Origin of the sequence: Mesorhizobium sp. M1E.F.Ca.ET.045.02.1.1, assembly GCF_003952485.1 — a bacterium.
Taxonomy (GTDB): Bacteria; Pseudomonadota; Alphaproteobacteria; order Rhizobiales; family Rhizobiaceae; genus Mesorhizobium.
On the sequence record NZ_CP034447.1, the window covers coordinates 1,858,405 to 1,871,240 of the forward strand.

Below are 12,836 nucleotides of genomic sequence, written 5' to 3' on the forward strand. Positions count from 1 at the left end.
CGATTCCTCACTCCCCCGCGGCCTGCTGTGAAAGGGCTGCGTTCATGGCGCCCGGCAGCGGCGAGGCGTCGCCATCCTTGGCCGCCTTCAGCGCCAGATGCACCAGCACACTCAGATAAGCGATGAGGAGCAGCACATAGAGGATAAGATAGACGGCTAAAGTCAGCGCCACATGGCTGCCGGCGACCGGGCCGACGGCGTCCGCCGTCTTCAGGACGCCGGTGACCAGCCAGGGCTGGCGGCCGATCTCGGTGGTGTACCAGCCGGCGAGCGTCGCCACCCAGCCGGAGATCGTCATCGGAACCATGATGAGCGCCAGCAGCTTCGGCAGGCTGTGACGGCGCTTGAGGAAAAAGGCCGCCGACCAGGAGACGATCAACATCAATATGCCGGTGCCGACCATGATGCGGAAACCCCAGAAGACCGGGAAGACCGGCGGATGGTTGCCCGGATAGTCGTTGAGGCCGGGCACGACGCCGCTCACGCTGTGGCGCAGCACGACGCTGGCGCCGTCGGGGATGGCCAGTTCGAATTTGTTTTCCTTCGCCGCCTCGTCCGGCAGCGCGAACAGCACCAGCGGCACGTTGGGGCCGGTGTTCCAGTTCGCTTCCATGGCGGCGATCTTCTGCGGCTGGTGCTCCAGCGTGTTCAACCCATGCTGGTCGCCGGCGAAGATCTGGATCGGGATCAGGATGGCGGCCGTGAAGACGCCGGTGCGCAGCGCCTTCCACATCGATTCCGAACGGTCGCCAGCAAGGTAACGCAGCGCCGACAGGCCGGCGATCAGGAAGGCGACGGTGAGGCCCGAGGCGAGCAGCATATGCACCAGCCGGTAGGGCATGGACGGGTTGAAGATCACCGCCCACCAGTCGAGCACATGCGCCTTGCCGTCGACCATCTCGAAACCGGCCGGCGTCTGCATCCAGGAGTTCAGCGCGATGATCCAGAAGGCCGAGACGGTGGTGCCGCCCGCCACCAGCACGGTCGCCAGCGTGTGGATGCGGTTGGAGACGCGGCGGAAGCCGAACAGCATGATGCCGAGGAAGGCGGCCTCGAGGAAGAAGGCGGTGAGGATCTCATAGGCAAGCAACGGGCCGGCGATGTTGCCGACCTTCTGCATGTAGCCCGGCCAATTGGTGCCGAACTGGAAGCTCATGGTGACGCCGGTAACCACGCCCATGGCGAAAGACAGAGCGAAAACCTTTACCCAGGTGAAATAAGCGCGCATCCAGGCGGAATCGCCCGTGGCGTTGTAGCGGAGCTTGAAGAACAGCAGCACCCAGCCAAGTGCAATGGTGATCGCCGGAAACAGGATATGAAACGAAATATTCGCGCCGAACTGGATACGCGACAGAATGAGCGGGTCCATGGGCGACTCCGGCTGCTGCTATTCTTCGAGAATAGGCTTCAAGCGCGCATCGGTCAAAGCGGCGCGGCGTCACGCGAGGCGCGTTGTCGCAGCGGCGAGCGGCGCCGCGCCGGCATGGATAGACATCCCGCGTGACAGCTTGCCGACGCCGCGAACGCTTCGTTCAGCGCCGTTCCACCGCCAGCCGGCGAGGGCGGCTGTTCAGAACTGTCAGGAGCAGCGTCGAATGCCGGTTTGCATAAAACGACATCCGACCTATATGAGGTCACGTTTTCCAGCCGGCCGTTTTTCAGCATGTCATCCATCATCTCGATTTCCGGTGTCACGAAAACCTATGCCACCGGCTTCAAGGCGCTGAAGGAAATCAACCTCGATATCGAGCGCGGCGAGATCTTCGCGCTGCTCGGGCCGAACGGCGCCGGCAAGACGACGCTGATCTCGATCGTCTGCGGCATCGTCAACCGCTCGTCGGGCACCGTCACCGTGGACGGCTACGATATCGGCAAGAACTATCGCGCGGCGCGCAGCCTGATCGGGCTGGTGCCGCAGGAATTGACGATCGACGCCTTCGAGACGGTCTGGGCGACGGTCAATTACAGCCGCGGCCTGTTCGGCAAGGCTCCCGACAAGGATTTCGTCGAGAAGGTGCTCAAGGACCTCTCGCTGTGGGACAAGAAGGACGCCAAGGCGATTACGCTTTCCGGCGGCATGAAGCGCCGGCTGATGATCGCCAAGGCGCTGTCGCACGAGCCGCGCGTGCTGTTCCTCGACGAGCCGACGGCCGGCGTCGACGTCGAATTGCGCCAGGACATGTGGGCCATGGTGCGGCGGCTGCGCGAGGACGGCGTCACCATCATCCTGACCACGCACTACATCGAGGAAGCCGAGGCGATGGCCGACCGCGTCGGCGTCATCAACCGCGGCGAGATCATCCTTGTCGAAGGCAAGGCCGAGCTGATGCGCAAGCTCGGGCGCAAGCAGATGACGCTCGAGCTGCGCGCCCCGATCGCCGCCATCCCCGACGGCCTGTCGCGCTATGCGCTGGAGCTCTCCGCGGACGGCAGCGAGCTCACCTACACCTATGACAACCAGAGCGACCGGCCGGGCGTCGCTTCGCTGATCCGCGACCTCGAGGCCGCCGGCCTCCAATTCCGCGACCTCGACACCAAGAACAGCTCGCTCGAAGAGATCTTCGTCAGTCTGCTGAGGCAAGAGCCATGAACCTGCGCGCAGTATGGGCGATCTACCGGGTGGAGATGGGGCGTGCGTTCCGCACCGTGCTGCAGAGCATCATCTCGCCGGTGATCTCGACCTCGCTCTATTTCGTCGTCTTCGGCTCGGCCATCGGCTCGCGCATCAACGAGATCGACGGCATCAGCTATGGCGCCTTCATCGTGCCGGGCCTGATGATGCTGTCGCTGTTGACACAGTCGATCTCGAACGCGTCCTTCGCCATCTATTTCCCGAAATTCGTCGGCTCGATCTACGAGCTCTTGTCGGCGCCGGTGTCCTATCTCGAGATCATCCTCGCCTATGTCGGGGGTGCCGCGACCAAGTCGATCCTGCTCGGGCTGATCATCTTAGGCACCGCATCGCTGTTCGTGCCGCTGAGGATCGAGCATCCGTTCTGGATGATCGCCTTCCTGGTGCTGACGGCGGTGACCTTCAGCCTGTTCGGCTTCATCATCGGCATCTGGGCAAAGACCTTCGAGCAGCTGCAGCTGGTGCCGCTCCTGATCGTCACGCCGCTCACCTTTCTCGGCGGCAGCTTCTACTCGATCCACATGCTGCCCGGCATCTGGCAGACGATCACGCTGTTCAACCCGGTCGTCTACCTGATCAGCGGGTTCCGCTGGAGCTTTTACGGCAAGGCGGATGTCTCGGTCGGCGTCAGCCTCGGCATGACGCTGGTGTTTTTGGCCGTCTGCATCGCGATCGTGGCGTGGATCTTCAGGACGGGGTATCGGTTGAGGAATTGAGCGGTCCGACGACGGGGCGGTTCCTCGCCCCACGAAGTGGGGAGAAGTGGCCCGGCGAAGCCGGGACGGAGAGGGGCCTGCGCCGGCGGTTGGAATCTCGCTGTTCGGTGACCCCTGTCCTCTCAAGGCCGACGTCGCGTCCTTTCCCCACCGGTTCTGGCTTCGCGAATGTCGTCCCCCTCTCCGTCCCGGCTTCGCCGGGCCACCTCTCCCCCGCTCGCGCGGGGGCGAGGAAATTAGATCGCCTTGATCAGCCGCAGTAGCCCCAGCATCTCCATCGGCGTGCCCTTGCGGAAGGCGATGTAGGTCGGCTCCTCCAGCCCATGGAAGCGGCGCTTGAAGGCCGCCTGGCCCTGCAGGTTGAAGCGTGAGCGGTTGACCCAGGGCGACTGGTAGGCGCGCTGGAACGCGCCGCGCCAGAAATTCGATTCGGCAAAGCCGCTCGGCTCGACATCGAGCAGCGGCGACAGGCCAAGCGTGACGACCGAAACGCCCTCCTCGCGAAAACGGTCGACGGCGAATTTGGTCAGGCCGATCTCGGCATGCGGCGTGGCGTCGACATGCTTGCGCTTGAAGGCGGTGGTGTAGCCGATGACCTTGCCGTCGCTGAACAGCGGATCGAAATCGAGGATGGCGACGAGCTCGCCCTCGGGGCCATGCAGGACGAAGCGGCGCATGTCGGCGCCGAGATGGTCGGCGAAGGGGCGGTTGAGGAAGCCCATTTCCCAGCGCTTGACGATGCGCTCGCCGCGCCAGTTCTCGGACAGCCGCGAGACCTCGTCGAGGAGCATGTTGGCCCTGTCCTCGGCGAAGCTGAAGCCCTTCTTCGCCAGCCAGCGCTCGGAATAGCGCACGGTTTCGTTGCGCTTGCCGGAGAAATCATGCGCCGGCAGGTGCAGCCTGGTGTCGACGCCAAGCCGGTTGACCCGGTAGCCGAGCCCGGCCAGCACCTTGGCCGTGGCGGCGCCGATCTGCACGAACCAGGGGCCGCCGGCGGCCTCGACGAAGCGCTTGATGTAGCCGGGCCTGTCCGCCGGATCGACCACCGGATCGCCGAGGGCGAAATGGTGCTTCATCTTGGTGCCGAAGGCGATGTAGCCGTCGCCGTCGCTGAAATAGGACAGTTTCTGCTGCACGGCGGTGGAATAGGCGAGCGAGAAGTCGCCATGCCGGCGAACCAGCGCCAGGCGCTCGAGATGCGTCAGCTCGCGGCGCGGCACCTTGGGCGCCGCGCCTTCAAGAAACCTGTCGATATGGATACGCAGGGAGGGCATGAGCTTCCGCGTGCCGATGAACAGAGACCCGCCGACCCGCGGGCCTCGAATCAGTCGCTTGACGCGACGGATTGTGTCGCCCCAGCGCCATATAGGATGCTATCGGCCTGGAATGAAGGGGAAATGTCCCGCGCATGGCGACCGGGTATCGAGCCTGTATCGGGGACCGTCGTCCGCCTGAAGCGGAGAGTCCTTGACTTTCCATATGTTGTTATATATCAAGTTATGGACTTGAAGCGAGACCAGCCATGGAAGACATCTTGCGATCCCTCGGCTTTCTCTGCCTCGGCAGCAGGCTGAAGCGCGTTGGCGAACAATTGCAGGCCGACACGCAGCGCGTGCTCGATCGCCTGGATGTGCGGATCCAGTCGAGCCAATACCCCCTGCTTGCCGCGCTCGACAGGCTGGGGCCGCTGCCGGTCGGCGAACTGGCGCAGTCGCTCGGCATCGCGCAGCCGGGCGTGACGCGCAGTGTCTCGTTGCTTACCGAGCTGGGCCTGGTCGAGGTCGCGCAATCGAACGACGACCAGCGGCGCAGGATCGTCTCCCTCTCGGCGAGCGGCCAACGGCTGATGGACACCGCGAAGCGCGACGTCTGGCCGCGCATCGAGGATGCTGTCGCGGAAGTATGCGCGGACCTCTCCGGGCCTCTTCTCGGCCAGCTCGCCGCCATCGAGGATCGGTTGGCCGAGATCCCTCTCGACCGCCGTGCGGAAAAAGCCGAGGCCGTCGCGCCCAAGGCCGTCGCGCGATGACACACGTTCTCGACCGTCCCATCTGGAGCGCGCTTGCGACGCGCCATCACGTCTTCGCGGAAGGCGACACCCTCGCCCGGCGCTACCGGCCGTCGATCGTTCCTTTCGCCGCCACCGCGGCGGACGATGCGCAAAGCCTGCGGGCTTTGGGCAAGCTTCTGCCGCCGCTTGAAAGCGCCATCCTGGTCCAGACGGATGAAATCACCCTGCCCGCGGAGATCGCCGCGGTTTCGACAGCATCCCTGGTGCAGATGATTGCCGAGCAGCCGGTGCAGGCCGTGTCCGACGAGCGCGTGCAACGACTGACACGCGACGATGCCGCCGAGATGCTCGCTCTCGCGTCGCTCACCAGGCCCGGTCCGTTCACGCTGGAGGCCTTGAGCCTCGGCGAGTTCTGGGGCGTGAAGATCGACGGCAGGCTCGCGGCGATGGCCGGCGAGCGCATGAAGCAGCCCGGCTATACCGAGCTCAGCGGCGTGTGCTCGCATCCGGACTTCCGCGGCGGCGGCCTTGCCAGGCTGCTGTCGCTGTTCGTGGCGAACCGGATCATGGCGCGGCGAGAGGTTCCTTATCTCCACGCCTATGCCAGCAACGTCGCGGCCGTCGGACTCTACCAGTCCATCGGCTTCCGGTTGAGAACCACCCTGAACATGGCCGTGATTCAACGCGCGGGGTGATGACATTTGGGGAGGCTTTCGGCCAATCCCCAACGTCCGCAATGTTGCCTCGTCGCAAAGCTTAGCGCTCAGACCGCGATCTTGCCGCCGCCCTGCCTGGTGATGGCGACGACCGCCGGACGCACCGGCATGTCCGGCTTGAAGTCCGGCCAGCGGGTCGACGGGTCCTCGTAATAGGAGGGACGGCCAAAGCCTTCCCAGTCCTCGCCGCCGTCGCCCGGATGCTGAACGGCGACGAAAGCGGTCTGGTCGTCCGGCGCAAACAGCGGGCCGCACATTTCGGCGCCGATCGGCACGCGGAAGAACAGCTTCGACGTCGCCCGCGCGGCACCCTCCGTGTCGACCGCCCACAAGCCGTCGGTGCGGCCGGTGGCCTTCGGGCCCTGACCGTCGGTGGCGACCCAGAGACGGCCGGCGGAATCGACGGCGCAATTGTCCGGCATGCCGAACCAGCCATGGGCGGTGGTCGCGGTCGAGAAGGTGGCGCCGACATCGGCCACTTTGGGATCGCCGCATTTCAAGAGCACTTCCCACTTGCCCTTGGTGGCGGCGAAATCGCCGCCGTCCTCGACGATCTCGATGATGTGGCCGAAGGCGTTTTCGGCGCGCGGGTTGGCGGCGTCGACCTGCTCGGCCTTGCGCTTCGAATTGTTGGTCAGCATGACATAGACCTTGCCGTTGCCGGCATTGGGCTGGATGTCTTCCGGCCGGTCCATCTTGGTGGCGCCGAGCAGGTCGGCGGCGCGTCGCGTCTCGATGAGAACGTCGGCCTGGCTGGCAAAACCGTTTTCCGCCGTCAGCGGCCCTTCCCCGAACACAATCGGCATCCACTCGACCGAACCGTTCTCGGCGAACTTCGCCACATGCAGCGTGCCGTCGTCGAGCAGGTCCGTGTTGGCCGCGAGGTCAATGGGATTGAACTTACCAGCGGTGACGAATTTGTAGACATAGTCGAAGCGCTCGTCGTCGCCGAGATAGAAGACGACGCGGCCGTCCTTGGCGACGATCGATTCGGCGCCCTCATGCTTGAAGCGGCCCATGGCGGTGCGCTTCCTCGGCACCGAATCCGGGTCGTTGACGTCGACCTCGACGATCCAGCCGAAGCGATTGGGCTCGTTCGGCTCCTTGGCGAGGTTGAAGCGGTCGTAATGCGCGCCCCATTCATAGGCGCCTTCCGGTATGCCGAGCCGCTTGTAGTTGGCGGCTTCCCTGTGGCCTTCCGGCAGATCGCCCGAGAAATAGCCGTGGATGTTTTCCTCGGCCATCACATAGGTGCCCCAGGGGGTGACGCCACCGGCGCAGTTGTTGAGCGTGCCGATGACCTTGGCGCCGGAGGGATCGGCATTGGTCTTGACGCGGTCATGACCGGCGACCGGGCCGGAGAGCGCCATCTCGGTGGTGGACATGATGCGGCGATTGAGCTTGCCGTCGCGCACCACCTGCCATTTGCCGCCTTGCTTGCGGATCTCGACGATGGTGCCGCCATGGGCGGCCATCTCGACATCGACCTGCTCCTTGCTGAGCGGCGCCACCTCGGCGGCCTTCTTGCCGTCCTTCTCGACGATCTTGACGATGCCGGGGAACATCAGATGCGGGTTGGTGTATTCGTGGTTGACGACCAGCAGGCCATGCTCGGCCGAGCCGTCGATCGGGATGTAGCCAACATAGTCGTTGTTGTAGCCGAACTGCCTAGCCTGCGCCTTGGCCGATTGTTTTACCGGGTCGAATTCCGGCGAATCGCCAAACAGCGGATCGCCCCAGCGCAACAGCACGTCGGCGTCGTAACCCGGCGCGACATGGTGCTTGTCGTCGATGCCGGCCTCGAGCTCGTCGAATTTGAAGGCCGAGGCCTCGGCGGCGCGCGCCTCGTCGGCGGCGACGAGCGCCAGCGGGCTGACCGTGGCGGCAATGGCCGAGACGGCCAGCGAACCCTTGAGGAATCCGCGGCGCGAAAAGCGCGCGGCGATGATCTCGCCCATGGTGCGGTTGTCGGCGGGATTGACGGGCGGACCGTCGTTCTCCTCGAGCAGGCTGGTGCGGAAGCGGGTCTCAGGGGATTGGGTCATGGGCTGTCCTCTGGCTTCTTGAGGTGGCTGGGGATTTTGACCTTTCGACCCCTAAAGCGGGCCGATCACATTTTCGTGACATGGCTTCGACGTACCCCTCGGCGATTGGCGAAGCCGTCGATGTCGGCCCCTTTCTCCCCGTCACTATACGGGGAGAAATGCCCGGCAGGGCAATGAGGGGCGGCGCCGACCTGGCAAACAGAGGCGCCGTGACGATCGCTTCAAGCAAAGACAGCCCCGGCGTGTAATGCTGATGGCCAATGCTGGCGCCGCCCCTCATCCGCCTGCCGGCACCTTCTCCCCGTATAGTGACGGGGAGAAGGGGCTTGCCGCGGCCTTCGCCTACTCCTCCACCGCCAGCTTGACGGCTTCACGCGCTTCGGAAACAAGAGTGGCGACGGGCGCGGCGAAGGCCGCTCAAGGGGGTAAAAACGTGGGTATCTGGGGATTGGCGCAGCTTGGCGTCTCAACGGTGATCTTCCTGCTGGCGGCGATGGCGGCCAAGCAGTGGGGGCTGGCGCCGAGCCTTGGCAAGATCCTGCTGACGCTGGCGCTCTATTCGGCCGGCAATCTGATTATGCTGAGGCTGATCCGCGAATTCGGCATGTCGGTGTCGTTCAGCCTGTCGGCGGTGATCCAGCTGGTGTCGGTGAACGTCGTGGCCTTGGTCTTTTTCGGCGAACGGCTCAATGCGTTGCAGGCCACGGGCGTCATGCTGGCGATCGCGGCCGTCGTCCTGATCACGCTCGGGCCCTATATGCAACGGCTGTAGCTGGACCCAAGGCCCCGAATGAAATCGACCGCCAACGCGCTGCTCAACAGAATAGAATTCCCGGTGCTCCTGGCCGGGCTGGTGATCGCCGGCGGGCTGTGGGGCCTGGTTGAACTGATGGAGGTGGCGCGCTCCACCACCCCGCACGCCTTCGACACTGAAATCCTGCTCGCCTTCCGCCAGGCCGGGCAGCCGAACAGCCCGATCGGTCCACCCTGGCTGGAAGGCGCGGTGCGCGACATCACCGCGCTTGGCAGCACCAGCGTGCTGGTGCTCATCACCAGCACGGTCATCATCTACCTTTTGCTGATCCGGCGGCCGGCGACGGCATTGTTCGTGTTCGTGGCCGTCGCCGGCGGACAGGTGCTGTCCAGCCTGCTCAAGTTCGAAGTCGACCGACCGCGACCCGATCTCGTGTCCCATCTCGTCAACGAGACCTCGTTCTCCTTCCCCAGCGGCCACGCGATGCTCTCGGCGATCACCTATCTTACCCTTGGCTCGCTGGCGGCCCGCTTCCTGCCGGACCGCGCGACCAAGGTCTTCCTGCTTGCGCTGGCCGTGCTCGTCACGGTGCTGGTCGGAACCAGCCGCGTCTATCTCGGCGTGCATTGGCCATCGGACGTGCTCGCCGGCTGGTGCGCCGGCTTCGCCTGGGCCATGTTGTGCTGGCTTGCAGCGCGGCTGCTGCAGCGGCACAAGGTGATGGCGGATAGCGAGTGACGGCGCCAAATTCGCTCCGAATGATGCTTGAGACATTGTAATATTTATATTAGATATCGATATTGCATATTCAGATATGGATTCCAGCCGATGATGACTGCCGCACAGATGCGCGCCGCGAGAGCCTTGGCCGGTATCGACCAGAGAACGCTCGCCGAGCGCGCCGGGGTTTCGCTTCCGACCATACAGCGCATGGAAGCGAGCGAAGGCGTCGTCAGGGGCGTGGTCGACTCGCTGATGAAGGTCACCCAGGCGCTCGACGAGATCGGGGTGGAGTTGATCGGCGAAAGCCAGGCGAGCGAGCGCGGCGGCAGAGGCGTGCGGTTCAAAGCCGTCACGGCACAGAGTCCGCAGGGCTGACCTCCCAGCTAACCGGGATCCCTCAAACCGCCGCTTCGATCGGCTCGGCAAGTTTCGGGTTTGCGCGCGCGGCGATCAGGCAGCCGGCGACGATCAGGCATGCCCCTGCCAGCGTGGTCCAGGCCACCTCCTCGCCGAAGAAGAACCAGCCAAGCGCGATCGCCCAGATGAAGGCCGAGTATTCCGTCGGGATCAGATATTGCGCTTCGGCGCGGGCGTAGGACCAACTCATCAGGAATTGGCCGGCGAGCGACAGCACCGCCACCCCGACGAGGTGAGGCCAGAGGTCTTTCGGCAGCGCGACGGCGAGCCATGGCGCGGCGAGACCGAGGATGATTGCGACGCAGAGGTTCTGGAACAGCATGATCTCGACCGGCTTGGCCAGCAGTGCCTGTTGCCGGGAGAGGATCAGATTGTAGGCATAGAACACCGTCGATACGAGCACCGCAGCCGTGCCGAACAGGGCATCTTGCGAATGGCTTGCCGCCCCAAACTGGCCGGCCAATATGATCGCGACGCCCGCGATACCGGCCAGCGACGCCCATACAGCCTGCCGCCTTATACGTTCGCCCAACAACAGCGCGGCGAGGAGCAGAGCAACCAGGGGCGCGACGAAGCTGAGCCCGATCGCCTCGGCGAGCGGCAATCTGGCGAGTCCCCAGAAGAACGAAAGCAGGACGATGCCGACAACCGCGGCGCGTAGCGCATGCACCCCCAGCACCGGAAGGGTGGGCTTCGAGCGCGGCCCCGCCGACCAGGCCGCGCCCGCGATCAAGGTCGCGACCATGCTGCGCCACAGCACCGTATTGTACACGCCTACCGCGATAACCAGCGACTTCATCGCCGCGTCCATCCCGGACAGCAGGAAGATCGCCAGCGCGCATACGAGCACCGGGATCATTGGGGAAACGGCGCCGGTCAGGCTGGATGTCTTCACGGCTTCGCTCATGTGACGGGAATTTGCTGCCGGATATCCCGGAGCGAGCGGCAGAACCAGATGGCAGCTGCGTCGATATGGCAGTCCAATCCGGATCGACGCCGTTCCCGCCGCCGCAGCGGCCCTCAGTCGATCTTCAGCGCCGCGACGGCGCCTTCGCCCATCAGCGGCACGAAGATCTTTTCACCGTCGGTGCCGATATCGGCGCTGCCCGGTTTGAAGGTGGCGATCGCCTCCGGCGCGCCGCCGGCACGGTAGCGATAGAGCGTGCCGGTCATGTAGGCGGTGGCGTAGATATCGTCGCCGATGGCGACGACGCCGTCGAGATCAGCGAATCTTTGGGCGCCAGGCAGCGGCGTCACCTTCCTGCCGGCGAGATCGACCGCGAGCAGGCCGCCCGGCTCCGCCGTGCTGAAATCGGGCCCGATGCCCTTGCCCCAGGACGCGACGATCAGCCGGTCGCCTTCGGCGAAGACGCCGTTGGGCGAAGCCAGCAGCGCATCCTTGACGAACAGCTCCGGCTTGTCGCCGTCGAGGCGATAGATCGTGTCGGCGAGCATGTCGCTGACATAGACGTTGCCCGAGGCATCGGCCGTCATGTCGTTGAGGAAAACCGCGCCCGGCACGTCGATGGTCGAGACCAGCTTGCCGCTGGCGATGTCGACGACGCGGACCTTGGTGATATCGGCGGCGTAAAGCCTGCCGCCCGAGATCGCCATGCCCTTGGGCGCGTCCATGCCGTCCACCCAGTGGCGGGTGATGACCTTGCCGTCCAGCGACAGCAGCGACAAATAGCCGTTGGCGTCGGCATCGCCGGGATTGCCGACGATGTTGGAGACGACGATGCGCTTGTTGGCGGCGTCGAACAACACCGATTCCGGCTGCTCGAAGCCGCCGGCGCGCCAGATCTCGCCGGCCTCAGCGACGGGAACCGTTGCTATGCCGACGACGGCGAGAAAAGTCGAAGCGATGAGGGTCTTCATGGTGCTCTCCTGTGGTGACGGCGGAGAGCTAGGTTTTTCGATACTTTTCTGGAAGACTGTTCGCACGTAGTATCGAAGTTCGATACGAATTCATGCAAACGAGGTGCATTCCATGAACGGTCCGATCTTCGAGGCGCTGAAACGGACGTTGAAGGCCAAAGGCCTGACCTACCGGACGCTGGCCGAGCGCATGGGCGTTTCCGAGCCGACGGTGAAGCGCATCTTCCATGAGCGGAACTGCAAGCTCGATCGGCTGATGGAGATCTGCGCCGCGGCGGAAGTGGAACTGGAGAATGTGCTGGGCTCGATGAGCCGGGGGCCGGGACCGGCCAACCACGTCGCGCCGGAGATCGAGCGCAGGCTTGCCGCACGGCCGGCGCTGCTCTTCGTCTTCATCATGCTGTCGGAAAAATTCACGCCCGAAGGCATCATGCGCTCGCAGGGCCTGAGCGAAGCCTCGATGTTCCTCTACCTGCGCGACCTGGAAGAACTCGGCCTGGTCGCGCTCGGGCGCGGCCTTTCGGCCAGGCTGCTGGTCGACACGCCCATTCAGTGGGATTTCGAGGGACCGCTGAAGCCGCATTTCGAGACGACCAACAAGAACTTCATCGGCTGGGCGATCGGTCATATGGATGGCCAAGCGACCTTCGTCAGCTTCTCCCGGCGGATGCGGCCGGAAACGGCGGAGATGGTACGGCGCGAGGCGGAGGACCTGGCGGAACGCGCAAGGCTGCTTGCCCATCACGACCAGCACACCACGCCGGAAGACCAGCTTGTCGGTTACAAATGGACCTTTGCCTTCGGCGCGACGCCGTTTCCGGCGATCATGCCGATCGGACCGCATCCGCGCGACGCCGGTGCGCGAATAGCTTCGGGAGCAAAAGGACGGCGGCCGCTGCCGGCCTAATGGTTGAAATTTGGCGCTTGGCACCCGCAGTCCCGGG

The 12,836-nt window shown here is 64.6% G+C and carries 14 protein-coding genes; 8 read left to right on the plus strand and 6 right to left on the minus strand.

Annotated elements, in window-relative coordinates; genetic code table 11:
• Positions 1-7 precede the first annotated feature (7 nt).
• Positions 8-1,369: a cytochrome ubiquinol oxidase subunit I gene (locus EJ070_RS08770; RefSeq protein WP_126090990.1), complete on the minus strand. Its 1,362-nt coding sequence runs from the start codon at positions 1,367-1,369 to the stop codon at positions 8-10.
• 53 nt (positions 1,370-1,422) lie between these two features.
• Positions 1,423-1,677 (minus strand): hypothetical protein, encoded by a 255-nt coding sequence (locus EJ070_RS08775; protein WP_126090991.1) that lies wholly within the window; start codon positions 1,675-1,677, stop codon positions 1,423-1,425.
• Here EJ070_RS08775 and EJ070_RS08780 point away from each other — a divergent pair.
• A complete protein-coding gene (locus EJ070_RS08780) occupies positions 1,664-2,590 on the plus strand; it encodes an ABC transporter ATP-binding protein (protein WP_126090992.1) in 927 nt (308 codons plus the stop codon). The two genes, EJ070_RS08775 and EJ070_RS08780, sit on opposite strands and share 14 nt — an antisense overlap.
• The gene (locus EJ070_RS08785; RefSeq protein ID WP_126090993.1) at positions 2,587-3,348 is read left to right on the plus strand and encodes an ABC transporter permease; all 762 of its coding nucleotides are present in this window, start codon (positions 2,587-2,589) and stop codon (positions 3,346-3,348) included. The genes EJ070_RS08780 and EJ070_RS08785 overlap by 4 nt, the downstream gene beginning before the upstream one ends.
• 236 nt (positions 3,349-3,584) lie before the next feature.
• Here the strand turns inward: EJ070_RS08785 and EJ070_RS08790 are convergent, their stop codons facing one another.
• Positions 3,585-4,622 carry a phosphatidylglycerol lysyltransferase domain-containing protein gene (locus EJ070_RS08790; RefSeq protein ID WP_126090994.1) on the minus strand — a complete coding sequence of 346 codons (1,038 nt, stop codon included), beginning with the start codon at positions 4,620-4,622 and terminating at the stop codon, positions 3,585-3,587.
• 248 nt (positions 4,623-4,870) lie between these two features.
• On the opposite strand from EJ070_RS08790, the gene EJ070_RS08795 reads away from it, so the two are divergent.
• Together EJ070_RS08795 and EJ070_RS08800 are read left to right on the plus strand one after the other, a co-directional pair.
• Positions 4,871-5,377, plus strand: a complete 507-nt coding sequence (locus tag EJ070_RS08795) for a MarR family transcriptional regulator (protein ID WP_126090995.1) — start codon at positions 4,871-4,873, stop codon at positions 5,375-5,377.
• On the plus strand, positions 5,374-6,054 hold the full coding sequence (locus EJ070_RS08800; protein WP_126090996.1) for a GNAT family N-acetyltransferase: 681 nt from the start codon (positions 5,374-5,376) through the stop codon (positions 6,052-6,054). Before EJ070_RS08795 ends, EJ070_RS08800 begins: the two co-directional genes overlap by 4 nt.
• Before the next feature lie 68 nt (positions 6,055-6,122).
• Here the strand turns inward: EJ070_RS08800 and EJ070_RS08805 are convergent, their stop codons facing one another.
• A complete protein-coding gene (locus tag EJ070_RS08805) occupies positions 6,123-8,120 on the minus strand; it encodes a PhoX family phosphatase (RefSeq protein ID WP_126090997.1) in 1,998 nt (665 codons plus the stop codon).
• A gap of 433 nt (positions 8,121-8,553) precedes the next feature.
• On the opposite strand from EJ070_RS08805, the gene EJ070_RS08810 reads away from it, so the two are divergent.
• From EJ070_RS08810 to EJ070_RS08820, 3 genes are all read left to right on the plus strand, one after another.
• Positions 8,554-8,892, plus strand: a complete 339-nt coding sequence (locus tag EJ070_RS08810) for a hypothetical protein (RefSeq protein ID WP_126095687.1) — start codon at positions 8,554-8,556, stop codon at positions 8,890-8,892.
• An 18-nt stretch (positions 8,893-8,910) separates the two neighbouring features.
• Positions 8,911-9,612 (plus strand): phosphatase PAP2 family protein, encoded by a 702-nt coding sequence (locus tag EJ070_RS08815; protein WP_126090998.1) that lies wholly within the window; start codon positions 8,911-8,913, stop codon positions 9,610-9,612.
• A gap of 90 nt (positions 9,613-9,702) precedes the next feature.
• Positions 9,703-9,972: a helix-turn-helix domain-containing protein gene (locus EJ070_RS08820; protein WP_126090999.1), complete on the plus strand. Its 270-nt coding sequence runs from the start codon at positions 9,703-9,705 to the stop codon at positions 9,970-9,972.
• A gap of 22 nt (positions 9,973-9,994) precedes the next feature.
• Here the strand turns inward: EJ070_RS08820 and EJ070_RS08825 are convergent, their stop codons facing one another.
• Together EJ070_RS08825 and EJ070_RS08830 are read right to left on the minus strand one after the other, a co-directional pair.
• The gene (locus EJ070_RS08825; protein WP_126091000.1) at positions 9,995-10,921 is read right to left on the minus strand and encodes a DMT family transporter; all 927 of its coding nucleotides are present in this window, start codon (positions 10,919-10,921) and stop codon (positions 9,995-9,997) included.
• Between the two features lie 113 nt (positions 10,922-11,034).
• Positions 11,035-11,892, minus strand: coding sequence for an ATP/GTP-binding protein (locus EJ070_RS08830; RefSeq protein ID WP_126091001.1), 858 nt, complete (start codon positions 11,890-11,892; stop codon positions 11,035-11,037).
• Positions 11,893-12,004: 112 nt separating this feature from the next.
• Here EJ070_RS08830 and EJ070_RS08835 point away from each other — a divergent pair, with 112 nt between their 5' ends.
• Positions 12,005-12,799, plus strand: a complete 795-nt coding sequence (locus EJ070_RS08835; RefSeq protein WP_126091002.1) for a helix-turn-helix transcriptional regulator — start codon at positions 12,005-12,007, stop codon at positions 12,797-12,799.
• Positions 12,800-12,836: the final 37 nt, after the last annotated feature.